The 23,578-nt window shown below is 38.8% G+C and carries 23 protein-coding genes; 16 read left to right on the top strand and 7 right to left on the bottom strand.

Translation table 11 applies throughout. The features are described 5' to 3' along the window. The first annotated feature begins 2 nt into the window (after positions 1–2). The 7 genes from cysC to G6R08_RS07205 all read left to right on the top strand — a co-directional run bounded on the left by cysC (position 3) and on the right by G6R08_RS07205 (position 8,389). Positions 3–599, top strand: a complete 597-nt coding sequence (gene cysC / locus G6R08_RS07235; RefSeq protein WP_163527365.1) for an adenylyl-sulfate kinase — start codon at positions 3–5, stop codon at positions 597–599. A 44-nt stretch (positions 600–643) separates the two neighbouring features. Further along, on the top strand, positions 644–1,429 hold the full coding sequence (gene cysQ, locus G6R08_RS07230; RefSeq protein ID WP_163527364.1) for a 3'(2'),5'-bisphosphate nucleotidase CysQ: 786 nt from the start codon (positions 644–646) through the stop codon (positions 1,427–1,429). A gap of 19 nt (positions 1,430–1,448) precedes the next feature. After that, positions 1,449–2,459 (top strand): UDP-glucose 4-epimerase GalE, encoded by a 1,011-nt coding sequence (gene galE, locus G6R08_RS07225; protein ID WP_163527363.1) that lies wholly within the window; start codon positions 1,449–1,451, stop codon positions 2,457–2,459. Positions 2,460–2,547: 88 nt separating this feature from the next. After that, positions 2,548–3,702 (top strand): sulfate adenylyltransferase, encoded by a 1,155-nt coding sequence (gene sat, locus G6R08_RS07220; RefSeq protein WP_163527362.1) that lies wholly within the window; start codon positions 2,548–2,550, stop codon positions 3,700–3,702. A gap of 145 nt (positions 3,703–3,847) precedes the next feature. Next, positions 3,848–4,801: an LCP family glycopolymer transferase gene (locus tag G6R08_RS07215; protein ID WP_163527361.1), complete on the top strand. Its 954-nt coding sequence runs from the start codon at positions 3,848–3,850 to the stop codon at positions 4,799–4,801. Positions 4,802–5,132: 331 nt separating this feature from the next. Next, positions 5,133–6,860 (top strand): AAA family ATPase, encoded by a 1,728-nt coding sequence (locus tag G6R08_RS07210; RefSeq protein WP_163527360.1) that lies wholly within the window; start codon positions 5,133–5,135, stop codon positions 6,858–6,860. Beyond that, positions 6,824–8,389 (top strand): UvrD-helicase domain-containing protein, encoded by a 1,566-nt coding sequence (locus G6R08_RS07205; RefSeq protein WP_163527359.1) that lies wholly within the window; start codon positions 6,824–6,826, stop codon positions 8,387–8,389. The genes G6R08_RS07210 and G6R08_RS07205 overlap by 37 nt, the downstream gene beginning before the upstream one ends. A 193-nt stretch (positions 8,390–8,582) precedes the next feature. Here the strand turns inward: G6R08_RS07205 and G6R08_RS07200 are convergent, their stop codons facing one another. Together G6R08_RS07200 and G6R08_RS07195 are read right to left on the bottom strand one after the other, a co-directional pair. Beyond that, complete coding sequence (locus tag G6R08_RS07200; RefSeq protein WP_163531181.1) at positions 8,583–9,713, bottom strand: M20 peptidase aminoacylase family protein; 1,131 nt, start codon at positions 9,711–9,713, stop codon at positions 8,583–8,585. 18 nt (positions 9,714–9,731) lie between these two features. Further along, positions 9,732–10,568: a MurR/RpiR family transcriptional regulator gene (locus G6R08_RS07195; RefSeq protein ID WP_163527358.1), complete on the bottom strand. Its 837-nt coding sequence runs from the start codon at positions 10,566–10,568 to the stop codon at positions 9,732–9,734. A 133-nt stretch (positions 10,569–10,701) separates the two neighbouring features. On the opposite strand from G6R08_RS07195, the gene G6R08_RS07190 reads away from it, so the two are divergent. The 5 genes from G6R08_RS07190 (at position 10,702) to G6R08_RS07170 (ending at position 16,871) form a co-directional block, all read left to right on the top strand. Further along, positions 10,702–12,132 (top strand): YfcC family protein, encoded by a 1,431-nt coding sequence (locus G6R08_RS07190; protein WP_163527357.1) that lies wholly within the window; start codon positions 10,702–10,704, stop codon positions 12,130–12,132. A 1,153-nt stretch (positions 12,133–13,285) separates the two neighbouring features. Then, a complete protein-coding gene (locus G6R08_RS07185) occupies positions 13,286–14,527 on the top strand; it encodes a ComEC/Rec2 family competence protein (RefSeq protein ID WP_163527356.1) in 1,242 nt (413 codons plus the stop codon). 96 nt (positions 14,528–14,623) lie between these two features. After that, positions 14,624–14,977 (top strand): outer membrane protein assembly factor BamD, encoded by a 354-nt coding sequence (locus tag G6R08_RS07180; RefSeq protein WP_163527355.1) that lies wholly within the window; start codon positions 14,624–14,626, stop codon positions 14,975–14,977. Further along, complete coding sequence (locus G6R08_RS07175; RefSeq protein ID WP_163527354.1) at positions 14,926–15,669, top strand: hypothetical protein; 744 nt, start codon at positions 14,926–14,928, stop codon at positions 15,667–15,669. The genes G6R08_RS07180 and G6R08_RS07175 overlap by 52 nt, the downstream gene beginning before the upstream one ends. A 404-nt stretch (positions 15,670–16,073) precedes the next feature. Beyond that, entirely contained in the window at positions 16,074–16,871 is a 798-nt protein-coding gene (locus G6R08_RS07170; protein ID WP_163527353.1) for a hypothetical protein, read from the top strand. Between the two features lie 272 nt (positions 16,872–17,143). Here the strand turns inward: G6R08_RS07170 and G6R08_RS07165 are convergent, their stop codons facing one another. Then, positions 17,144–17,725, bottom strand: a complete 582-nt coding sequence (locus G6R08_RS07165) for a hypothetical protein (protein ID WP_163527352.1) — start codon at positions 17,723–17,725, stop codon at positions 17,144–17,146. A 737-nt stretch (positions 17,726–18,462) separates the two neighbouring features. Here G6R08_RS07165 and G6R08_RS07160 point away from each other — a divergent pair. The 3 genes from G6R08_RS07160 (at position 18,463) to G6R08_RS07150 (ending at position 20,709) form a co-directional block, all read left to right on the top strand. Next, positions 18,463–19,257 (top strand): glutamine ABC transporter substrate-binding protein, encoded by a 795-nt coding sequence (locus G6R08_RS07160; RefSeq protein WP_163527351.1) that lies wholly within the window; start codon positions 18,463–18,465, stop codon positions 19,255–19,257. Between the two features lie 73 nt (positions 19,258–19,330). Further along, positions 19,331–19,987, top strand: coding sequence for an amino acid ABC transporter permease (locus G6R08_RS07155; protein ID WP_163527350.1), 657 nt, complete (start codon positions 19,331–19,333; stop codon positions 19,985–19,987). Then, positions 19,987–20,709: an amino acid ABC transporter ATP-binding protein gene (locus tag G6R08_RS07150; RefSeq protein WP_163527349.1), complete on the top strand. Its 723-nt coding sequence runs from the start codon at positions 19,987–19,989 to the stop codon at positions 20,707–20,709. Before G6R08_RS07155 ends, G6R08_RS07150 begins: the two co-directional genes overlap by 1 nt. 315 nt (positions 20,710–21,024) lie before the next feature. On the opposite strand, the gene G6R08_RS07145 is transcribed toward G6R08_RS07150, so the two are convergent. The 3 genes from G6R08_RS07145 to G6R08_RS07135 form a co-directional block, all read right to left on the bottom strand. After that, positions 21,025–21,264 (bottom strand): hypothetical protein, encoded by a 240-nt coding sequence (locus tag G6R08_RS07145; protein ID WP_163527348.1) that lies wholly within the window; start codon positions 21,262–21,264, stop codon positions 21,025–21,027. 97 nt (positions 21,265–21,361) lie between these two features. Next, complete coding sequence (locus G6R08_RS07140; RefSeq protein WP_163527347.1) at positions 21,362–21,940, bottom strand: hypothetical protein; 579 nt, start codon at positions 21,938–21,940, stop codon at positions 21,362–21,364. Beyond that, positions 21,927–22,163 (bottom strand): hypothetical protein, encoded by a 237-nt coding sequence (locus G6R08_RS07135; protein ID WP_163527346.1) that lies wholly within the window; start codon positions 22,161–22,163, stop codon positions 21,927–21,929. The genes G6R08_RS07140 and G6R08_RS07135 overlap by 14 nt, the downstream gene beginning before the upstream one ends. 287 nt (positions 22,164–22,450) lie before the next feature. Between G6R08_RS07135 and G6R08_RS07130 the strand changes: the two genes are divergently transcribed. Next, positions 22,451–22,990 carry an NUDIX hydrolase gene (locus tag G6R08_RS07130; protein WP_240339661.1) on the top strand — a complete coding sequence of 180 codons (540 nt, stop codon included), beginning with the start codon at positions 22,451–22,453 and terminating at the stop codon, positions 22,988–22,990. Between the two features lie 211 nt (positions 22,991–23,201). Here G6R08_RS07130 and G6R08_RS22430 read toward each other — a convergent pair whose 3' ends face one another. Beyond that, positions 23,202–23,300 carry a putative holin-like toxin gene (locus tag G6R08_RS22430; protein ID WP_245804749.1) on the bottom strand — a complete coding sequence of 33 codons (99 nt, stop codon included), beginning with the start codon at positions 23,298–23,300 and terminating at the stop codon, positions 23,202–23,204. Between the last annotated feature and the right edge of the window lie 278 nt (positions 23,301–23,578).

Here is a 23,578-nt window from a genome sequence, read left to right as displayed (position 1 = left end):
GAATGAAGTCTACTAATATTACATGGCACGATTCAAAAGTGGCAAAAGAAGAGCGACAAAATCAAAAGAAACATAAGAGCCCTGTTCTCTGGTTTACAGGTTTGTCTGGCTCAGGTAAATCTACTCTTTCTGTTGAAGTCGAGAAGGCTCTATATGAGTTAGGTGTTCACTCTTATCGGTTAGACGGAGATAATGTCCGTCATGGTTTAAACAAAAATTTAGGATTCAGTCCTGAGGATCGTACAGAAAATATTCGTCGAATTGGTGAAGTAGCCAAACTCATGAACGATGCCGGTTTAGTTACATTAACTGCATTTATTTCACCGTACCGTGAAGATCGTGGTAACGTTCGAGAATTATTTGAAGACGGAGATTTTATCGAAGTCTATACAAAATGCTCTTTAGAAGAAGCTGAAGAACGTGATCCTAAAGGTCTTTATAAAAAGGCCCGTGCGGGTGAAATCAAAGGGTTTACTGGAATTGATGCCCCATACGAAGAACCTCATTCCCCTGAGATCACAGTTGAGACAGATCAGCATTCACTTGAAGATTCTGTTAAACAAGTTGTTAATTACTTGCTAGAAAACAAATATATTTAAATCATCTTAGTAGATTAAGGAAGGTCTCTAGGGGAGGTATAAAGATGAAAAAGATAGTTATTCAAGCAGCATTAGATGCTGGAAAAGAAATCATGAATATATACGAAACTGATTTTGACGTGGAATATAAAGAAGATGAATCTCCACTTACGATAGCGGATCAGCGTTCACATGAAATTATCAAGGAAGTTTTACAAGAAAACTATCCTGAAGTTCCAATCCTTAGTGAAGAAGGTGCACATCTTCCTTATGAAGAGCGCAAATTATGGAAGGAATTCTGGTTAGTCGATCCTATTGATGGTACGAAGGAATTTATTAAAAAGAATGGTGAATTCACTGTTAATATTGCCCTAATCCGAGATGGTAAGCCAGTATTAGGTGTGGTGTATGCTCCGGCCCTTGATGACCTTTATGTTGCTGATGAAGAGAGAGGGGCCTACAAGATTTCCGCTGTATTAGAATCTACTGGTGAGGAGCTTGTTGGAGCGGAGAGGTTGCCATTATTAAGCAGCAAGCCTGGAGTTGCAAGTGTAGTGGCTAGTCGTTCTCATATGTCAGAGGAGACGGAGGCATTTATTAATCAATTAAAGGAAACGCATGACGAAGTGGAGACCGTATCAGCTGGAAGTTCTTTAAAGCTTTGCCTCGTGGCAGAAGGGAAAGCAGATTATTATCCTCGTTTTGCGCCGACAATGGAGTGGGATACTGGTGCTGGACAAGCGATCGTTGAGTTATCTGGTGGGAAAGTAGAAGTAGCTAATGAAGAAGTGCCACTAACTTATAATAAAGAAGTGCTTCGGAATCCATGGTTTCTAGCTCAGAGAGCTTAATTTTAGAGGAGGTGTTAAGGTGAATGTTTTAGTAGCTGGTGGAGCCGGATATATCGGTAGTCATGCGGTGGCTGAACTCGTAAAAGCTGATCACAATGTTATCGTTTTAGATAATTTAGAAACGGGTCATAGGGATGCAGTTGTGGATTCTGCTGTGTTCGAGAAAGCTGATTTAAGAGATATTGATGAAGTACGTAAGGTTTTTGATAAACATTCGGTTGATGCAGTCATGCACTTTGCAGCTAACTCATTAGTTGGAGAGAGTATAGAAGATCCGCTAAAATATTATGGAAATAATGTTTTTGGTACAATGACTCTCTTGAAAGTAATGGCAGAATACAATGTAGACAAATTTGTATTTTCATCAACTGCAGCTACCTATGGGGAGCCTGAGCAAATTCCAATTGCGGAAACTGCACCTACAAACCCAACAAATCCATATGGTCAGACCAAATTAGCAGTTGAAAAAATGTTGCATTGGTCTGAACATGCTCACGGCATTAAGTATGTATCATTGCGATATTTTAACGTTGCGGGATGCCATCCTGATTTAGATATTGGGGAAGATCATCAGCCAGAATCTCACCTTGTTCCAATTATTCTTCAAGTAGCACTAGGACAGCGCGATCATATTTCAATATTCGGAGATGACTATGATACGCCAGATGGAACGTGTATTCGTGACTACATACATGTTGTGGATCTAGTCAAAGCACACCTTCTTGCTTTAGATCATCTTTCAGAAGCTAACACTTCTTCCGTATTTAACTTAGGTAATGGACAAGGTTTCTCTGTGAAAGAAATGGTTGAAGCCGCTAGAGAAGTAACTGGTCATGAAATACCAGTTCAAATGGCAGCAAGACGTGCAGGTGATCCCGCACGGTTAGTTGCTTCTTCTAAGAAAGTCCAAGAAGTTCTTGGGTGGCAGCCAGAATTTGTCTCTATGACAGAAATCATCAGAACAGCCTGGGAATGGCATCAGAAGCATCCCAAAGGTTATAAAGATCCGTTAGTAAATATAGGGAATTGAATAACTATTTGATTATGGTTAATATATAAGATGGGTAAAGACGCTCATAAAAGAATTCATTTATTAAATATTTTTTGGAGGTTTTACAATGGCTGTTAAAGTACACGGTGGAACATCTTTAGTAAATCGTGAACTAAAAGGAAGTGAGAAAGAAGAAGCAGTATCTAATGCTGCATCACTTAACTCTCTTGAAATATCAAAATGGACGATTTCCGATTTAGAACTTATTGGAATTGGTGGGTTCAGCCCCCTTACAGGCTTTATGGGACAAGAAGACTATGAAAGAGTAGTTAATGAAATGCGTCTAAAAGATGGTACAATTTGGAGCATTCCAATCACTCTTCCTGTAAGTGAAGAACAAGCTGACCAGTATGAAGTTGGGGAAGAGATTGCCCTAGTAGGAGAAGATGGTATTACATATGGTACCTTGCTTATTAAAGAAAAATACTCCTACGATAAAGAACATGAAGCGGCTAAAGTATATGGTACAACAGAAGATGCTCACCCTGGAGTGAACAACGTTTATAAGAAGGGTAACATCTACCTTGGTGGACCTATCACTCTACTAAACCGTCCAGACCACGGTGAGTTCGAGGACTTTTACTTGGATCCATCTGAAACACGTCAACTGTTTGCTGATCTAGGCTGGAAAACCGTAGTAGGTTTCCAAACTCGTAACCCTGTTCACCGTGCCCATGAGTATATTCAAAAATCAGCTCTAGAAGCTGTGGATGGTCTTTTATTAAACCCATTAGTTGGAGAAACAAAGTCAGACGACATTCCAGCTGATGTACGTATGGAAAGCTATCAAACTATTCTAAAGCATTATTATCCAGAAGATCGCGTTCGTTTAGTCATCTATCCAGCAGCCATGCGTTATGCTGGCCCACGTGAATCTATTCTGCACGCGACAGTACGTAAAAACTACGGCTGCACACACTTCATTGTAGGTCGTGACCACGCTGGAGTAGGCGATTATTATGGAACATATGAAGCACAGGAATTAATTTCAACTGTTGAAGATGAGTTAGGCATTAGCATCTTTAAGTTTGAGCATGCTTTCTTCTGTCAAGTATGTGGAAATATGGCTACAGCTAAAACATGTCCACATGATAAAGAACAACATGTTCACCTAAGCGGTACTAAAGTTCGTGGACTTCTACGTAATGGTGAGCGCCCTCCAAAAGAGTTCTCTCGTCCTGAGGTTGCTGATGTGCTGATTAAAGGCATGAAACAAAAGTAAGAATAACGGATTTATTTGAAAATATTAGGAGAAAGCAAAGCTTAAATGCTTTGCTTTTTTCTATGGATTTTGTCGACTTGTTGTTTATCATAGTTCTAGGTATAATGAATTATAATAGACTTACAGATATTGGAGTGGACATTTTATGAAACGTGCTGAAAAAATGAAGAAAAAGAAGGGCAAGTGGTGGAAGATTCCGCTAATACTTTTAGCTTTACTAGTAGTCGGTGGGGGAGTGTATTTATATACTATTTATGCTGGGGCGAAGAGTACTGTTGATGATAAGATGCATCAGAAGGTAGCTTCTATTGATCATGAGGCGGCCAAGAAAAAACTGAATCAAGAGGAACCGTTAAACATTTTATTAATGGGAGTAGATGAACGAAAAGGAGACCGTGGAAGATCAGATGCTCTTATGGTTCTTTCATTAGATCCTGCTAATGACCGCAGCCAGTTGATCAGCATTCCACGTGATACCAGAACGACACTCGTAGGAGATGATCCCAAAGCTGGAATCAAAGATAAGATTAACCATGCTTATGCTTTTGGTGGAACGAACATGTCTATACAAACAGTTGAAAACTTTTTAGATATTGAAATAGACTATTATGTTCAGATGAACATGCAGGGTCTTTCTGAAATGGTGGATGCTGTCGGAGGAATTACTGTTAATAATTCACTAGATTGGTATGATAGTGGTTATTATAAAAAAGGCTACCATTACGAAAAAGGTAAGATTACCCTTAATGGTCCAAAAACTATGGGCTATGTGCGGATGAGGTATCAGGATCCGAATGGTGACTTCGGTCGAAACGAACGCCAGCGACAAGTAATCCAAGCGATTATTGATAAAGGGGCCAGTATTAGTTCCGTAAGTAGGATTGGTGAGATCATGGATGTCCTCGGCAATAATGTAACGACGAACATGAATTTCAGCACAATGAAAAATATATTACTTAACTATCGTAGTGCCCAGCAAAACATGACGACCTATCAAATGACAGGGAAAGGCACAAAAATAGATGGTACTTATTATTTGCTTGTTTCGGATCAAGAGGTTCAGGAAGTTCACAATATGATTATGGAATACAATTCATAAGCAAAGGTTTTGCCTCTATTGGAGAGTATTTAATCATAGGATCTGTTAGATGTGGGTTAACTTCTGCAAGATACACCACACTTTGCCGCACTCGGGAAAAGCTCTGTTATCCGATGCTTTAAGTGCAAAATATTTAAAATTGAATCAGAGTATTATTACTTATGATTTTTTTACACTTGTGTTTTTATATATCGGGGTTATGAACGACTACGTGGGAGAAGTATCTAATTAAGCTATAATATATTAAGTGAGTATGGAGAAGTGATTAACTTATTATATGAAGAATTAAGTGAAGCTTTTCTAAAACTGAGCAATAATTAAGGGGGATAACATGATCCTTAAACATTTGGCTATTCAAAACTTCAGGAACTTTGAAAATGTGGATATTGATTTAACTAATCGCAATATCGTCTTTGGCCTCAATGATATTGGTAAGAGTAATTTCCTAGCTGCTATACGTTTCCTACTAGATAGAAATTTCAGAAAAAACGGGTTTGTGGACTCCGATTTTTACAATAAAGACACTAGAAGGGAAATTGTAATAACCCTTAAAATTAAGATTGATGATGAAGAGAATAATGATAGTAAAAAGATTTATACAATGATGAGTGGTGCTATACCTACAGGTGCTGATGAAATTTACATACAACTTAAATCTGTGTATGATGGTGAATCCCTTGTAGGAGAGCCGAATCTCTTTTGGGGTGCTGACTTACAGGATTTGGAGGAAGTTCCAAGTAGTCAGTCATACTATGAGCTAGATAAGTACATTAATGTAGTTTACATTGATTCGTCAATTCAACTAGAGAGTACATTCAAAAGATATTCTAAAGAGATTTTAAAAGGTGAGTCAAGTTTAAGTGAAAAGGAAAGAAAAGGACTTAGCAAGGATATAAAAAAGCTTAATAGTAGTGTAGGTAGGTTGAGCACGATAAAGGAATTTGAAAAAGCACTGGTAAGTGAATATAAGAAATTTAAAGATGAAAAAAATTTTAATGTGTCTATCCAATCTGAAATTGAATTAAGTAATATTCACAGCAAACTCACGCCATATATTCAAGATGAAAAAAGTGAAAACTATCCAACTTCCGGAGATGGTAGAAAGAAGATTCTTGCTTATACACTTTTTACGCTTGAGAACCGTAGGCTAGAAGAAAGAAAAATCAATATATTTTTAATTGAAGAACTAGAAAATCATTTACATAGGTCAATGCAGATAGCGTTATCGTATCAGATTTTCTCTGATGAGATTTTTAAGCATCTATTTATGACAACACATTCATCACTAATTGTAAGTCAAATGGATGATGTTAACCTGATCAAGCTATTTAAGGATGCTACAGTTGTAGGGAAATCTTTCATCTATAGAGTTCCAGAAATGTATAAAACATTAAAGCAAAAACTAAATCAAAATCTAGCGGAAGCAATTTACGCGGATGTAGTTTTGCTCGTTGAGGGACCGTCCGAAAAGATACTGTTTGAACGAATACTAAAAGACAAGTGTGAACGGTATGAGAGTTTTGGAGGTTATATTCTAGAAGTAGATGGTATTAATTTTAAGGAATACTATTCGGTATTGACTGCACTTGGAATCAAAGTGATAGTGAAAACTGATAATGATCTTAAAAAAATTAACGGAAGACCAGAGTGTAGTCTTATCGGTGTAAACAGATGTCAAAGGCTTATTGGTGAAACAGAACAAAATAATTTAAGAGGTATTGACCCTACAAGATATGAAAAAGATTCAAGCTATAAAGTTGAGAGGAAAAAATTTGTATTTAGTGAATTATCTGAAGTAGTTGAGCAATTAAAAGTCGAGAATATTTTTCTTTCCAGAGTTGATTTAGAAAATGATTTGTATGAAGTAATTCCAAGAATTCTGGACAGGCTAGCTAAGGATCAAAACAGCTCAAAAAATGGTGTGGATTATTTACAAAGCGCAAAACTTATTAATATGATTGAATTAAGTACCAGTATTACTCAATACGGTATAGATAAGATTTATAAACATAAGAGATTTGAATGTTTGAGAGAGCTGGTGGAAATATGTTGCCAGTAGATAAAGATATTAGGGACAAAATTCTCACTACTGAAGGTAATATTGTAATAAGCGCTAGTGCAGGGACTGGAAAAACATACACTACTATAAAAAGAATTATTAAAGATGTAGAAGAGATTAATAACTATCAAACATTTGCAGCTGTAACTTTCACACGAAAAGCAGCAAAGGAGATTATAAATAGACTTGGCCCTAATAAGGGAGAGGGGTTTGTAGGAACAAACGATAATTTCATTTGGTTAGAGGTAATTCAACCATTTATGTACGATGTCTACGGCATGGATTTCAGGATAGAAATTAAACCAGACTTTAGTGATGAGAACCAAGTTAAAACTTTTAATGATGGTATAGATAAGATTAAGAACACGAAATTAATGTGTAAGTACCGTGATAGAAAGAAAAATTTTGCATTCCAATTGGCTTTAGAAATTTTAAAGAATTCCCATTCTGCGAGAAGATATATGAAAGCAAAGTATTATCGGGTTTATATTGATGAGTACCAAGATAGTGACGAAGATATGCACAAATTTTTTATGTATTTATCCGATGAACTCGAAATTCCTTTGTTTATTGTTGGTGATTCTAAACAGTCTATATATGGTTGGAGAGGAGCTTATAGTGATGGGTTCACTGAGTTATTTACCAAACAAACTTTCAAAGAATTCGAGTTATGGCATAATTTCAGGTCAAACAAAGTTATTCAAAATTATTCAAATATATTTATGGAGAGTGTAAGAAAGCATTATCATCAAACTGAATTTAATAATGAAGTAATCGCTTTTAAGTTCGGTATTGATAGTGAAGCTATTGCTTATATAAATGAATGGATTGATGTTAGTAAAAAATGTGCCTTCTTGAATTTTAGAAATGATAATGCAGAGAAGTGGAGTAATCGATTAAGTGAATCTGGTCTTCCGTTCGTCTTCATTCCCGGGTCACCTTTAGATTATGCTAATCTTGAGAGCGAGCACATATGGATAGCAAGAGCTATAGCTCATTATATATTCCAGTATAGATATAGTGAGTATGACTTTAGGGATGAAATACCGATGCCTGAAGTATACAGAATTTCTGATATCAAAATGTTATTAAAAGAAATTAATGATACACTTAACGACCAGAATCAATTTAAAGAAAACTGTATTACTTTGTACAATTACCTAGGTTATAGTGAAGACTTGGATAAAATAAATGGAGAGATAAGTGTATTACATGAAGTAGTAAATGACCAGAAATATACACCTACTTACAATCAAGACCGTTACAAATTAACTTCTGGTACAATCCATTCATCTAAAGGTCTTGAGTTTGAACAGGTAATAATAAATGCCCAAGATTATGACTTGACTAGAGAAGGGATAAAATTCTTGCATTACGTTGCAATATCTAGACCGGAAGAAAGGTTATTAATTATTGCTCAAAATGATTTTATGACCAGATATAAAAGCTATATCAATTTTGTAATTTCAAAAACAAAGGATTTAGGAATCGAAATTGATGTTGAAAAAGTAATTAAAATTCTTGAATAAAAAAGATATATTCGTGGGGCATGTTCTAGAATTGTAGCATCAATAGAGTATAATAAAATCTTAGAGTTCTAATTTCGGGCTCTGCTCACGGTAGGAAAGTAAAACTAATTTCTAGGCAAAACATTCTTCATTAATAATCCCTTCCTTACAACAGGAAGGGATTATTTCGCCTATTTCACCATATTATGATCTCTTATCTGAGTTTATCTGAGTCATTCAAATGTTCAAGAGTCTTCAAAACCGCTCCCGCCAAAATCCTCACACCCGGCATAATCATCCCATGATCAAACGACATATTCGGATGATGCAGCCCCGGTTTCAAATCACACCCTAATCCCATTACAGATGCTTTTATATGCTCCTTTTTCAATGTATAAAAGTGAAAGTCTTCACTTCCTGTAGTCGTTACAGGATCTACTAGATTCTCTTCTCCTAAAACTTCCTTAATAGATTCCGCCATAAACGCTTGGGCTTCTGGGTCCACGATCGCTGAGGCCATCATCGATTCTAGTGATAAATCGATTGGAACTCCATAGTAATCTGAGACTGATTTAACGGCTTCTTCTACAGAGGTCGTTAATTTTTCTATGGCATCGTTCTTTTGGGCGCGCAAATCAATGCTGAAGGTGGCATTGCCCGGGATGATATTGGCGCTTTCGCCGCCGGCTTGAAATTTGGTGAACTTGACGGAGTGTGGAATCATCGGGTCGATATGGATGTGATTTAGTTTCTGGACTAGTTCCGCTCCGATTTCAATCGCATTGACGCCGAGGTGGGGGCGGGCTCCGTGTGTGTCTTCTCCTTTAATTTCGCCGGTAATATGGCGGGCCGCTCCGTGAAAGAGGGCAGGGGTGGCCATGCCGTTCTCGACTTCCTGAATGGGGCGCAGGTGGACGCCGTATAAGTAATCGACATCGTCGACGACGTTTTTTTCGACCATCTTAAGTGCGCCGGTTCCTTTTTCTTCGGCGGGTTGGAAGATAAAGCGAATGGTTCCATTCGGGACGTGATCCATTTCTTGAATCGACAGCAGCACGCCGAGGACCATGGACATGTGGGAGTCGTGGCCGCATGAGTGGTTCGCTTGGAATGTGCCATTGACTTCCTGCCAGAGGGCGTCCATGTCGGCACGGATTCCGACGACTGGTTTTCCTTCTCCTATTTCTCCGATCACGCCGGTACAATCGTCAAACGTACGGACGCGGCAGCCGTTTTCGACTAATAGATTTTTGATATATTCGGTCGTTCCGGTTTCTTTCCAGCTTATTTCCGGGTGTGTGTGCAGGTGTTCAAAGATTTCCATAACTTTTTTTTCGATATCCATAGTGATCACTTCTCCTTTTTACAATTTAAACGTTTGTTTGAGTCGTTTTTCTTCCATTGTTAGTTTGTTTTGTCGGGTTCGTTCTGGTTCGTTAATAGATATGCCGGACACGAGCGCATTTAGAAAGGAAAATACAATCGGGGCCGTTTCGGAATGGCTTCTTTTTGAAAAATAGACGGGAAACAGGGTGTCGGCGTGCTTTGATATTGGTGCGATCCCGGAATCGGTAATGCCGATAATCGTCCAGTCGCGTCGTTTCGCTTCTTCGGCAAGCATTAAGGTTTCTGTTGAATAGGCGTGAAACGAGAATACGATAAAGACGTGTTTTGTTGACCCAAAGTCGAGATGGGCATCGAGATCAGGACGATAGAGTCTGGCATTGATCCCGATCGACTGCAGGGCATAAGTCAGCCAGTGGGCCATCGAGAAGGTGTAACGCAATCCGGCAATCAGGACCTGATCGGCTTCAGCCAGGGAAGCCGTGGCTTGCTTGAATTGCTCTTCTTTTATATTTTCCGCTGTGGATGCGATGTTAAATTGATCGTGCAGCATCACTCGTTCGTGAAAGGGACGCTCTTTCTCCTCGTTATGGGACAATGGATACTCCGCAAAGATCCGCTTCTGATTAAATACATGGTCGCGCACCTCATCCTGCAGCTCGCTGTACCCCTTATACCCTAACGTCAGACAGAAGCGAGTGATCATCGATTCGCTAACCCCGAGCGCCTCGCCAACCTTCTTCGCTGGATTCGCCGCAAAGGCGGTAGGTTCCTCTAGTAGATAGTTCGCCACTTTTTTTAACCCTTTTGATAGATCATCATAGGCGTTTTCGATTTTTGTGTAGTAATCTTCCACAAAGCTTCCTCCTGAAAATAAAAGATAATTTTTAAAATGATATTGATTTAAAAGAAATACTTTATTATAATCTATCATAACTTATTAGTTGTCACAATATTTATTCAATTTTAACAAAGGAGGAAGTTTACACATGGCGATACAACAAAGGGAGCGCCATTCCGCTCCGAAACAGAAGAAAAAGTGGGCGATGCCTGACGCCTATATCATCATGCTGCTGATTATGCTGCTTGCGGCGGTGGCCACGTACATCTTGCCATCGGGGGCATTTGAACGAGTGGAGCAGGGAGATATTACGGTAGTCGTTCCAGACAGCTTTCATAGTGTCGATGGAGATCCAACTGGAATTATGGACTTCTTTTTATCGATTCAAAATGGCATGGTCGAGACAGCTGGAATCATTTTCTTAGTTTTAATTATCGGGGGAACCTTTGCTGTTATCGAATCGACCGGGGCCATCAATGCTTCGATTATGAAGGCCGTAAATAAAACGAAAAATCGCGAACATTTACTTGTCCTGTTCGTTGGGGTGCTGCTTGCGATTGGCGGGTTGACCGGCGCGATCTCCAATGCTGTCATTGCCTTTATTCCAATCGGGATCGTCCTCGCGAAGGCGCTCGATTTAGACGCGATCGCTGGTGTGGCGATCATTAAATTAACCGCGTATGTCGGATTTAACACGTCGTTTATGAGTCCATTCACCGTGCTGATTGCTCAGGACATCGCCGGACTTCCGTTGTACTCCGGCATCCTGTTCAGATGTATTATGACCGTGGTGATTTTTGCCGTTACGATTGGTTATATTCTTTGGTACATTAAGCGTGTGAAGAATGATCCGACGAAGAGTCTGATGGGGGCCAATCGTTTTCCAAAAGACGATGAGCAAGTGAGTGAGGATGTGCAGCAGAAATTTACCGGCACGCATAAACTGATTCTGTCCTTTGTCGTGTTAGCGATTGTATTTTACATCGTGGGTGCGCTGCAATTCGGCTGGTCACTTAATCACATGGCAGCCATTTTTCTCATTATCACAGTTGGAACCGGGCTGATTGCTAAAATGTCGCCGAACTTTGTGGTCAAAGAATTCATGGGCGGCGCGAAGAATCTCGTCTATGGCGCATTAATTATCGGACTAGCCAGGGCCATTGTGCTCGTTATGCAGAACGGGGAGATCCTCGATACAATCGTCCACTGGCTGGCCGTGGCGATGGAACCCTTCTCCTCCGTGTTCGGGGCGATTGCCATGTTTATCGGGAATTCGTTGTTCGCCTTGCTCGTATCGTCTGGGAGCGGGAACGCCGTCGTGATGATGCCGATCCTAACACCATTAGCGGACCTGATGGAAGTTCCTCGCCAGGTGGCGGTGACGGCGTATCAATTGTCAGATGGCTTTATGAACAGTATTACGCCGGCGTCTGGTGTGCTGTTAGCTTGTCTTGCGATTGGCGGGGTGCCGTGGACGAAGTGGGTACGGTTCATGCTGCCGTTAATCGTGATGTGGTATGTGTTGTCGATGGTGTTCTTGGCGATCGGGGTGTTGATTGGCTGGGGACCGAATTACTAGGTGTATATAAGCCATCGTGCTTCTTTATGAAGCGCGGTGTTTTTTTTGCTCAATGATGCGTGTGTCTAACTGCCGGTTTTGCGGGGGCGAGCGAAATGGGGGTGGAGGTGAGCGAAAATAGCTGGAACGGAGCGTAAATCAAAAATGGTGAGCGCATGTGCTCAAGCTGTGAGCGAAAAATGTGTTATCGTGAGCGTTCGTTCATTTGAAAGTGGTCTTATGTTCAAGAGAGGAGCAGAGTCCGAGCAGTTAGTTAACAGAGCAGTGATAATAGAATATTTTATGTTATACGGTTTCTTTACAGCGCCTTTTTCTTCAGCCATTTCCATCGTTTTAATGATATAAATCCTTGGGTTTTGTTCTTGCCACTTGTTCATGCTCTGATTAATTCTCGCTTTCCTTTTCGACCTTCCCAATTTTTTATTAGCTTCTGTTCCTATTTGCCAGATGATTTATGTCCTCTATATTAATTTTTTCTCAATAACCCTCTTTAATCCCAGATCAATAGTATGGAGTTTGCTGTTAAATATTATTAGAGCTCCTTCCCCATCTTACGGGATTCCCTTAAATCATCCAGCACTTTATGGCAGTTATCCATTGGAATGCTGTTAAATCTTAGTTTATCTATTTGATCTAGCCCTCACAGATTTAATGAAGATTTTTAGTGCAAAATACATATAATTATTACATATTATAGAAGGTTTCTCTCATTGTTTGTCGAAATATAAGATATACGATAAAAAAGGGGAGTTAATAAGGATGGGGAAGTTTATAAAAAAATGAGGAATAAGCCAAAATTGAGCACTTGTCAGTATTAGTCCGTTAGAACTGAATGACAATTAGAAAATAGGATGAAATAAGTCAGAAACTTGACAAGTAGAATGAGTCTGGTCCTACCAGAGTCCCTGCAGATTTTGGATCTTTGCATACTTTCTATACGGTGCTTTATCTTCTCCATCTTATAAAAATAAACATTATTTAGAATATGTCAATTGATATGTTCATGTAATTATATGAATACATGTACCAGTTGCTCCGACCACGGGGTTTTCATGTCTATAGGTGTTGTTTTGATATGGGCAGGAATTTAAATCAACTGCCTCCATTTACAAACCTATTAATTGACCGATAAAAGAAAGTGGAGGGACTACAAATGAATAGATATTTTTACTGCGAGAAACAAAATAATAACGAAATAGTATTAGATTTCTTAGACAATGAAAATTTGAAGGAGTGGTGTGAGCAGAATAATATCCCTTGGGATGAAAGAGATCCACGTTCCATGATTCAGATTCAAAATATTAACTTTTCTGCATTTAACCAATATCCTAAAGCTGGTAGTTGGTACGTTATACCCGATAGCTTTTGGGATGATTTTAAATTAACGCCTTCGGATTATGATTTATTTTACGATAGCGATGAATCTAATGATTTTCATATAGCTATTGTCCGCATTTTATTAAAACCTAAACATGATAATAGATTATTTAATCTCCAACAATATATTTCAAAGTCACCTGATCCTCAAATTAAAGTTGATTCTTATTCCCACACTCCAACAAAAACCGCCCTTCCGTGGTTAGACTATACTAGTGAACCGTTATGCGAAGCGTTTTGGAATTATCCACAGTTAAAGGTAATAAACATTGGTCATGGCAATTGGAACGAGGTTCACTTTTGTTTTAAGAATAAAGGTGCAACAAAACTTTTTAGACTAATATACGATTTAGGAATGGATAATGGGTTTGGAAACCAAAAGATTGATAGAATCCTAGATGACAATAGAATAAGACTTGATGAAGAAGTACACGTTGTTTTAAGTCATTGGGATACTGATCATATTTCTAGTATATGCTATATGGATGATGAAGAGATTAAAAAGATTAAAAGCTTTATAGCACCAGACAATCTTCCAGGAAGTAATACCTACATAAAAGCGTGGGGTAGATTAATCACCAACGGAGTTACTCCTATATTATTAAAACCTGCAAAAGGAAAAGGCAGGGGAATAAGGTTGAAAGAAATAGCAAATGGTTTGCATTTTAATGTGTACCGCGCTACATCAGGAGTTTCTCGTAATCAGACAGGGATTGCTATACATGTACGTGGTAAAGAAAGGTCAGGGTTGCTAACAGGAGACCACCATTACAATAAGATAATGGAAGACATTATTCTTAAAGCAAACAATCTTAAACCTAATTTGACTATGGTTATACCGCATCATGGTGGCAAGGCAGGGAGAATCGATTCTAAGAACTGGAGTTCACTTAAATTTAAGGGTTTTATTTCTTACGGAGATAATGGGTATGGACATCCTTACCAAAATTATATAGACAAGCTTGGATATAAATCTCTTTACGAGACGGTTCAAGGGGATTTAATTGAACGATTATAATTTAATAAAAAAATATTGATTAGACCAGAAAGTTGATCGACTATGTATGATGTTGTATTGGCCAATAGCGAAGTGCAGTTGGTTTGGAGGAATTTTATGAAAAGTATATTAATTATCATGACTGTATTAACCTTATTCCTGATTACTGGTTGCACCACGGAAGTATATAAATCCTCTATAGAGGATGGAAATAATGCAATACAAAAAGCAGACTATGAGGAAGCACTAAATCAATACGAAAACGCTCAGTCCGAGAATAACACCGATGAAGCTAGAAATGTAATAAAGCTACTTCAACTTATGAATGAAGGAGCTAATGCTTTTGAGGATGGCAATATGGAATTGAGTATAAGTAACTATGGAGAAGTTTTGGATATGAAGCAAAACGGTCTGGATATATGGGTGAGATTAAAAGTGACGCTGAAAAATTTAAGAAACATGCAGAATTAGCTCTGAATACATATAATGATAGAAAAGAGTGGCTGATTAGAGGGGAAGATGACTTAGAGGATGGACAATTTCAGGAAGCTATTCTAATGTTTAAGAAAGTACTCGAGGGTAAAGATCAATTTGATAATAAAAAATTCAACGAGGTAACTCATAAAGCAAATGAATTGTTGAGGCAGGCTCAAGGTGGAAAACTCTATGATGAATTGAGCAATAAACTTCAATCGGGTGAAAATAAATTGGAAAAACTGAAGTTCGATGAAGCTATTAGTATATTCGAACAGATTGCTAAGCACGAGATTAAAAAAGAAAGCTCTCGGATCAACAAGGTTAAAGATGATGCTAGTGAACTACTTGAGCAAACCCTCAAAGCTAAAGAACAGTATTTAGCGGAGCAAAGGATACAGGAAGAGAAAAGAAGAGCAGAAGAAGTGCGGGCTGAAGAAAAGAAAGAAAACGAGGAAGCCCTCCAAGAGAAGAAAGAACAAGGACAGTCCTTGCTTACTCATCAGGAAGCTAAGAATTTAGTCTATAAATATCTATTAAATAAATACACTAAAACTCAGTTGAATAATCCAAATGTTTTTCTTGAATATGATCATGATAAAGACAACGGTGACTATATCTTTAGGTTATATGAGGTTGTTATTGATAATCCAGAAACAAAAGAAGGTCATCAGGCTACTTGGGGATAGTATGGCATTGATCCCCGAAATAAATATGTTTACAATAATATGATTTATTAGTTTGAAAATAATTTAGAGAGTGCAGGAGAACATTTGTTTAGTCGTATTTGATGGATTGGAGTTGGGTGTAGAATAATTTCTTGACTACAATCGCGCAGAAGGCTTTATGCATATATGAATCATATGCTCCTGCTAAGCAAGCCTGATAGCTATAATAGATAAAAAGGCTCTCTGAATCCGAAGTTTATACAGGTAAGTTTAAATTTATTTGGGATACAGGTTATTTATCGCAATTTTAGAGAGGAGGAAGTAAGTATTTTTTGATTTCATAGATTATAGCGTAATTCAGATGGACATCTGAATTTTATATTCTTTACAATCTATTCTTTTGAAATTGATTAAGGAGAGATTATATGAGGAGAGAAGAGGAACTTTCATTTGTCTCAGAAGATCCTAAGAGTTATTTAAGTACACAAGCAAAATCATTGGAAAAAATGTTGAAGGATATTGAACTTACAGAAGAAGAGAAAGAAAGAATTGTTTCTGATAATTCCAAGAAGATTGTTGTTGATAATGGCCTATCATTTTTAGGACCAGTTGGAGGAGTGGTTTCAGCAATCTTGAATTGGAATGATGGTATTAATCAGGAGATGGCAGAAGCAAAAAAGTTAGTTCTTTTGCAACAGTATTTTGATAAAACAAATTCTTTGGAAAGTTCTTTGGGGGACTTGAAAGACTTTTTAATAAGTCCGCAGGGGAATACTCTCTTCAATAAAATTTTACGTTTATTAGATGATTCTCCCCCAGACCGAGAACTATCTGATCATTTGTCTACAGTCTTAAAGAACCTAGTGGATAATGGTGATTTTGAAAAGCTTTTTGAAAAACACCGATATGCGCTGAGTCAAATAGAAAGGTTAACGCCTCAAGCTTTAACTATAATTTCAGACTATAGAACTTGGCCACCTATTAAACTTGGAGCTAGCATGCAGTTCGGCCCAAAAGTAACCTCAGACTTTTATTCGGAGTTTTCCCAAGCCTATTGTAGAGAAAAAGGGATTTCAGACGATGTAATATTTAACCGTATTCAACATTCAGTTATTGAACTGCAACGATTGGGATTAATGGAAGCCTTTAATACTGAACAACGGGAAACAAGGTGTAAACTTACTTTCATAGGCGAAGATTTATTAACGTATATCACTTTTTAAATTTGTACTCCACTAGGTCCACTTTTTCAAAAAGCCACCAAGCTTCTTTTTGAGTAAAGAAGCTCGGCGGCTTTTTTACGTTTCTGAGATGTGGTTTTGGATCAATGTGTTGAGTGTGTTTATCTGCCAGTTTTGGCGGGGCGAGCGGATCGATAGGATGGGTGTTGGCTTGCTTAACCAATTAGTGCAAAACCGGTGATGTCCCTATTATCGTAAAAGATATTACCGCTTCTTTTAAAGGGAGAAGCGGGTACTATTATTAACTCGGATTGTTAGAAGTTTGAAGGACTCTTAGAGGAGTCTGAAATCGATTCGGCTGCTCCATTCAAAACGGCTTTAGCAATAATGGGTCCCAAAGAGATGGCTGCACCGATTGTGATTAAAGAGCCGATCATACCCAGTTTAACAGTCATTAAAAAGAGAATGGCAATAGCCAGCATAGTCATGATGGAAATGGAATTCCATAGGATGCGGTCTCGCACCTTTTCCAATAATTCAACGGTAGGTACGCTGTCAGTAGTATCCATAGCTGTGTTCAGAATTTCTTTTAACCGGCGTAAATTAATGGCGGGCCCCATAAAAGTCATGACAATTAAAGTAACTAGGGAGACGTTCACCCACGCCATCCTCCACCCCCATCTGGAGAACACCAAATAGACACCAGGCAGTAAGATTAAAATCACACTGAGTGGAAGTAAACCATCCACTTTCACAGCGACCTTCGACCAACTTCGTAATGTTTCAACCGTCTTGGAATGGAGCATAGCAATCATAGCAGATAAGGTAACGCCAACTGCCATAAACATGATTACCACGCCTAATATATGTAGAAATAATACGACATTGTATAGCATTTCTTTATCATCCTCTCTCACGGTTAATTTACTTTTTGATATGAGATCCATTTTGAAAATAATAGGTAATTATACGTGACTATAAGATGGTTTATTCATAGTTCAATAGTATTTACCATGCTCCTAAAGAAGAGTCAGGTGTGTGCTATGATCTAGGAATTCATAATGGATGTAAGGTCGTTTAGAAAATTAACATCGATAAACTTGCCACCCCTTTCTTAGTGAGAATAAGCGACTGCGTTTCTTTTTGAGCAAAGAAGCGCAGTGGCTTTTTGCGTTTTTGAGGAGGTGTTATTTTCCTCAATGATGCGTGTGTCTAACTGCCGGTTTTGCGGGGGTGAGCGAAATGGCGGTGGAGGTGAGCAGAAATAGCTGGAACGGAGCGTAAAACAGAACTAGCGAGCGCAAGTGCTCAAGTTGTGAGCGGAAAATGGGTTATCGTGAGCGTTCGTTCATTCTCTTATTTAAGGGGAGTAGAATCCAAGCCGTCAGTTCTCTCAAATTCAGAATCCCAACCATTTTGGAAAATCCATTCAAGGAAATTTTTGATTCATTAACAATGGGCGCCTTATGGGTTAACATTTTCGTAAAATTTGAAATACTTCTGAGATATTGTATAATATAAGAAAATTGAGAAAATTTTTGCGTAGAGCCATTGAGCTCGACAAATCATTTAAGGGAGGTCATGAAAGGCTGGTTTAGTAACCAGTTAGACTTACAAAAGGGGGAGAACAACATTGAGAAAAAGTAATTGGAAATTTTTAAGTCTTATTTTATTTTCTGCTAGTCTGATGCTTGTACTTGCTGCATGCGGAGGTGGCGGTGAAAGTGGTTCAGATGGTGAATTAGAGGACAAGTATACCGTTGCAACGGATACTGGATTTGTTCCGTTTGAATTTAAAGAAGACGGTGAATATACAGGTTTCGATATTGAACTCATTAATGCGATCGCCGACGAAGCGGGATTTGAAATCGAATTGGCACCAACAAACTTTGATGGTATCATTCCGGGGCTGCAAACGGGTAAATTTGATATTGCCATAGCTGGGATTGGTATTACTGAAGAGCGTGCTAAGAAGATTGATTACAGTGATCCATACTATGAATCGGGGCTGCGTATTGGGGTTCCGAAAGATAATACATCCATCAAAAATCTTGAGGATCTGGAAGGCAAAACAATCGCCACAAGACTCGGGTCAACTAGTGCAGCGTTTATCAAAGAGAATATTAAAGATGCCACAGCAAATGAGTACCAGCAGATGAGTCAGGTATATCTAGCAGTGGAAAATGGAAGCGCTGATGCTGTGCTGTATGATGCTCCAAACGTGGCTTATTACATCAAAACTGAAGGCAGCGATAAGCTGAAAATGGTCGGTGAATTGTATAAAGCCGAGCAATATGGAATTGCCATTTCCAAAGGGCACGAAGATTTGGTAAAGGCTATCAATGACGCCCTGGCAACACTGAAAGAAAATGGCACATACGATGAAATTTATAAAAAATGGTTCGGGGAAGCACCTAAAGAATCATAGGAGCAGTAAAAGGGTGTAACCATCCAGTTGTTACACCCTTTACTTTTTATAGACAACAAGAGAGGTGATTGTGATGGATAGATTTAATTTTGCCGGTGTTGTTGAATTTTTACCACAATTAATGACCGGTCTTTATTATACGCTGCTAATCTCGGTGGTTGGTCTTTTGATAGGCTTTGTTCTCGGTGCCATTTTTGGATTGGGACGTATTTCAAATATTAAAATTATTTATTGGATATCAAGTGTGTACATAGAGGTTCTGCGCGGAACTCCGGTTCTAGTTCAGGCCATTTGGATATTTTATGCGCTGCCGTTGATTATTTACTATAATTTCGATTCCGTTACAGCAGGTATTATTGTTATTGCCTTAAATTCGGGTGCCTATATCGCAGAAATTGTGCGTGGTGCCGTTGTATCTATTGAAAAAGGTCAAATGGAGGCTGGTCGTTCACTTGGTCTGAATCATCGACAGACGATGCGCCATATTATTTGGCCACAGGCTTTTAAACGAATGATTCCGCCACTGGGCAACCAGTTCATTATCAGTATTAAGGATACTTCACTGTTATCAGTCATACTCGTTCCGGAACTGATTTTCCAGGGACGTTTGATTGCTGCCAACCACTTTAACGCTGTTGAAATTTATACGACAGTTGCTGTGTTCTATCTGGCCATTACCTTAACACTATCCTTCGTTTTGAGCATTGTTGAAAGGAGGCTGGATGTATAATGATAACAGTTGAACAACTGCATAAGAGTTTCGGAAAGACAAAGGTCCTAAAGGGTATTGATTGCAAGGTTGAACAAAAAGAAGTGGTTTGTGTAATCGGCCCGAGTGGATCCGGAAAGAGTACATTTTTAAGGTGTTTAAACCTGCTTGAAGAAATTACAAGCGGTGATGTTGTGGTAGATGGTGCAAGTTTAAATGATCCGAAGACAAATATTAATGAAGTTCGAAAAGAAGTGGGAATGGTGTTTCAGCAGTTTAATCTGTTCCCGCATAAATCCGTAATTGAAAATGTCATGCTTGCCCCACAAAAAGCGCGTGGTATTAGTAAAGGAGAAGCAAAGGAGCGTGCACAGAAGTTACTGGATAAGGTCGGTCTGAGTGAAAAAGCTGACATGTATCCCAATCAATTATCAGGCGGACAGCAGCAACGTGTGGCCATTGCTCGTGCCCTTGCCATGGAGCCTAAGGTCATGTTGTTTGATGAACCAACCTCTGCGCTGGACCCAGAGCTTGTTGGTGAAGTTTTAGCGGTTATGAAACAGCTCGCCTATGAAGGGATGACGATGGTCGTCGTGACGCACGAAATGGGATTTGCCAAAGAAGTTGGGGATCGAGTCCTCTTTATGGATGAAGGAATTATCATGGAGGAAGGCGATCCGGAACAGATTTTTAACAATCCTGAATCGGAGCGGACGAAGGAATTTCTGAATAAAATATTGTGATGATGTATGAGGCTATTGGTCTGTTATTTTGCAGGCCGGTAGCTTTTTTTGTGAAGTCGTCAAAGGATGGTGGGAGGAGCTGTCATGCTTCCCAGCTAAGTATCAGGGCGCGGGAGCAGGTGAGTGGACGAGAGGGCGAGCGGAAATGGCGTGGAAGTGAGCGAAATAGTTAGGATCGGAGCGAAAAATGAAAATAGCGAGCGTAGTTAGATTGGGAGCGGGAATGATGTTATTGTGAGCGTTATGCACAATTCACTGAGTCTAGAGCTGTTCAATTAAGTGTAGCCGATCCAATAACCCTCATCAAACAAGCAGCTAATCAACTGAGCGGTGATCATAAAACATTTTTCTTTTCCCTAGTTTCTTTATGAGTCCTTTTTCTTCAGCTCTTTTCCAACGTTTTATCGATATTAGATCTAGGGCTTCTTTCTCCCCTTTTGTTCTTACTCTGGTTCGTTTTCGTCTTCCTTTTCGACTTTCAGCAATCTTTTTATTAGCCTCTTTTCTATTAGCTTCGATCCGATTATTTATGTCTTCTAAATTCACTTTTTTCAACGCTCTCTCTCCTTTAACCTAGGAATAGTATGCCTTAGCTATTCATTCTTATGAGTGAGAACGCAATAAAAAGAACCAACAGATTATTATCAGTCTGTTAGTTCCTTTGCTTAAACCAATGTTCTATTAAGTTATAAATATTAGCTTGTTTTGCCTGTTCCTCCAAATACTCCAAGTCCACGTCATCTTTATGAATTAGAAACATTCTATAAGCCCATTCGTAATCTTCATCATCTTCTGGGAACTTTAATGCAAAAGCAATACCTTCAATACGATGAATAATGATATCCTCTATGCCTATTACATAGAGTTTCTTGCTGTTTGGAAGGGTTATCTCATACACACGATCGAGACTACCTTCAAGGTGATTAGATGGTATCTCGACCGCAATTTCAGTATCCAGATGATACCATTCTCGTTCAGTACGTTGGAACCCTAATTGATTAGTGAGAAGGTCGTCATATAAATGCCAGCCATCACTTACAAAATCTATATCATGGGTGTGGTAATCATTTCTTGTGTAGATTTCAACAGATAATCCTCCCACAACTATGGGCACGATCCCTTTACTTTTAAAATAATCTGTTAAAAGAGCAGCAAATTCAAGCTGCCGTTCAAATTTAGGCTTATCTTCTAAATAGTTAAGGGCTTCTTTTAGATCTTCAACTGTAGTCATAGTACATTGACCTTTTACCAGTTTTAATGATACGACCATCTTTTACGGCTTTTTGCCATCGGGCAACTGATATTTCGTTTAAGGCTTTCACTTCTCCAGGTGTACGGGTGCGAGATTTTTTTCTTCGCCCATTGGCTGGAACTGAAGTTCTTATTGTAGCATTTGCTTTTTTACAATTCTTCTTGATGTTTTGATTAATTTGTTCAAGAGTAACTGTGCGCATTGATCTCGCCCTACCTTTCTTCAAGAAGTTTATTTAACTTTATAATACAACACATTTCAATGATTGAGAAGTATGATAATCTATTGTAATTACATAGCTATAACTTATTTTACCCATTTGTAAAGGACAATAAAAGATTAGGCTTTATTTTTCACATAATCTTCTTTACGCCAGCAAAAGGATAATGTTCTATTTGTTCTTTACCAATTTTTTGATAGATAAAACAAGTTGACATAGTAAAAAGCTGGCAGGAAAATGGGATCATCATCTATTAAAAGGAGTTCACTATGACGAAAGAACAGCCATGGAAGGTTATGGAATCAGAGAATGTTAAAGTTAGCAAATTCACTGTAAAAAAAGAGCAAGTCCAACTCTCCAATGAGGATGAGATGGAATTTTCCTATGTAAGTTTTCCGCACGGTGTTTGTGTGTTGGCCCTGACAGAGGATAATCAAGTGATCATGCTCAAACAATACCGTCATGCGGTGAGGCAGTGGGAGTTAGAGCTGCCGGGGGGTGCGATTGACGATAACGATTCACCGCTTACCACGGCCAAGCGTGAGTTGCTGGAGGAAACGGGCTATCAGGCGGATCAATGGATCAACCTCGGATTTGTTCACCCTTCTGCGGGATCCACTTCTGAAGCGATTCACCTTTTTGCAGCAAAGGGTGTTTATAAGGCTGGAGAACAGACGCTTGAACCGAGTGAAGAGATTGAGATGCAGCTTGTTGGGATGGATGAGTTGTACGAGCTGATTGGCAGTGGTGACTTTAGACATGGGGCGGGGCTTGCTGCGGTTCTGCGGTATCAATGTTTGGAAGATTGAATGTGACGGTAAAATAGGCGAAAAGGTAATCGAGCTATAGCTTGACTACTACATTTAACTTTTGTGAAAAACGTGGTATAATTAAGTCATAAACAGGATAAACATAAGAAAAGGAGATCACAGCTCCAACTGTGATCCCCTAGATAGTTGCTCTTGATTAGGGCAAGGCTATTCGTGAAAATAGACACTCCCCGTTATCCAGACAGGGTGTCTATTTTTTTATGCGTATTATCGCCACTATCAAGGCAATCAATGTTACATTTAGGGTGCTAAAGGCTATAGCAACCATCAATGCTTCATAGACGCTCATGGCATCACCCCCTCATTATTTGACATGGGGATTAGCCGACACCCTATTCAATTCGAACAACTATCTAATTTCTATTATTACATAATTATGTTGTTAATACTTCCAAAATATTAAGAAATTTCATTGAGGTACGGTTGAACTGGTTGTAAGTGGTGGTTTCAGAGGTGACGAGGCCAGCAGTGCTTCTGAGGTATCATTCTTTGAGGGATAGATCTATGGGGAGAAGCGGGTTATGTGTTTGTTTCCGATTTTGTGATACTAAACGTTAAGATTTAGAT

The sequence above is a fragment of the Halobacillus ihumii genome (genome assembly GCF_902726645.1).
Lineage (GTDB): Bacteria > Bacillota > Bacilli > Bacillales > Halobacillaceae > Halobacillus_A > Halobacillus_A ihumii.
This window is presented reverse-complemented; position numbering and strand designations above follow the sequence as displayed.

Excerpts from the sequence above, each read along its gene's own strand:
- G6R08_RS07155 (WP_163527350.1), top strand. The coding sequence starts at position 19,331 with ATGGATAGATTTAATTTTGCCGGTGTTGTTGAATTTTTACCACAATTA.
- G6R08_RS07165 (WP_163527352.1), bottom strand. The coding sequence starts at position 17,725 with ATGCTATACAATGTCGTATTATTTCTACATATATTAGGCGTGGTAATC.
- G6R08_RS07180 (WP_163527355.1), top strand. The coding sequence starts at position 14,624 with ATGAAAAGTATATTAATTATCATGACTGTATTAACCTTATTCCTGATT.
- G6R08_RS07135 (WP_163527346.1), bottom strand. The coding sequence starts at position 22,163 with ATGCGCACAGTTACTCTTGAACAAATTAATCAAAACATCAAGAAGAAT.
- cysQ (WP_163527364.1), top strand. The coding sequence starts at position 644 with ATGAAAAAGATAGTTATTCAAGCAGCATTAGATGCTGGAAAAGAAATC.
- G6R08_RS07215 (WP_163527361.1), top strand. The coding sequence starts at position 3,848 with ATGAAACGTGCTGAAAAAATGAAGAAAAAGAAGGGCAAGTGGTGGAAG.
- G6R08_RS07210 (WP_163527360.1), top strand. The coding sequence starts at position 5,133 with ATGATCCTTAAACATTTGGCTATTCAAAACTTCAGGAACTTTGAAAAT.
- G6R08_RS07190 (WP_163527357.1), top strand. The coding sequence starts at position 10,702 with ATGGCGATACAACAAAGGGAGCGCCATTCCGCTCCGAAACAGAAGAAA.
- cysC (WP_163527365.1), top strand. The coding sequence starts at position 3 with ATGAAGTCTACTAATATTACATGGCACGATTCAAAAGTGGCAAAAGAA.
- G6R08_RS07130 (WP_240339661.1), top strand. The coding sequence starts at position 22,451 with ATGACGAAAGAACAGCCATGGAAGGTTATGGAATCAGAGAATGTTAAA.
- G6R08_RS07205 (WP_163527359.1), top strand. The coding sequence starts at position 6,824 with ATGTTTGAGAGAGCTGGTGGAAATATGTTGCCAGTAGATAAAGATATT.
- G6R08_RS07200 (WP_163531181.1), bottom strand. The coding sequence starts at position 9,713 with ATGGATATCGAAAAAAAAGTTATGGAAATCTTTGAACACCTGCACACA.
- G6R08_RS07175 (WP_163527354.1), top strand. The coding sequence starts at position 14,926 with ATGGGTGAGATTAAAAGTGACGCTGAAAAATTTAAGAAACATGCAGAA.
- sat (WP_163527362.1), top strand. The coding sequence starts at position 2,548 with ATGGCTGTTAAAGTACACGGTGGAACATCTTTAGTAAATCGTGAACTA.
- G6R08_RS07150 (WP_163527349.1), top strand. The coding sequence starts at position 19,987 with ATGATAACAGTTGAACAACTGCATAAGAGTTTCGGAAAGACAAAGGTC.
- G6R08_RS07170 (WP_163527353.1), top strand. The coding sequence starts at position 16,074 with ATGAGGAGAGAAGAGGAACTTTCATTTGTCTCAGAAGATCCTAAGAGT.
- G6R08_RS22430 (WP_245804749.1), bottom strand. The coding sequence starts at position 23,300 with ATGAGCGTCTATGAAGCATTGATGGTTGCTATAGCCTTTAGCACCCTA.
- G6R08_RS07140 (WP_163527347.1), bottom strand. The coding sequence starts at position 21,940 with ATGACTACAGTTGAAGATCTAAAAGAAGCCCTTAACTATTTAGAAGAT.
- G6R08_RS07185 (WP_163527356.1), top strand. The coding sequence starts at position 13,286 with ATGAATAGATATTTTTACTGCGAGAAACAAAATAATAACGAAATAGTA.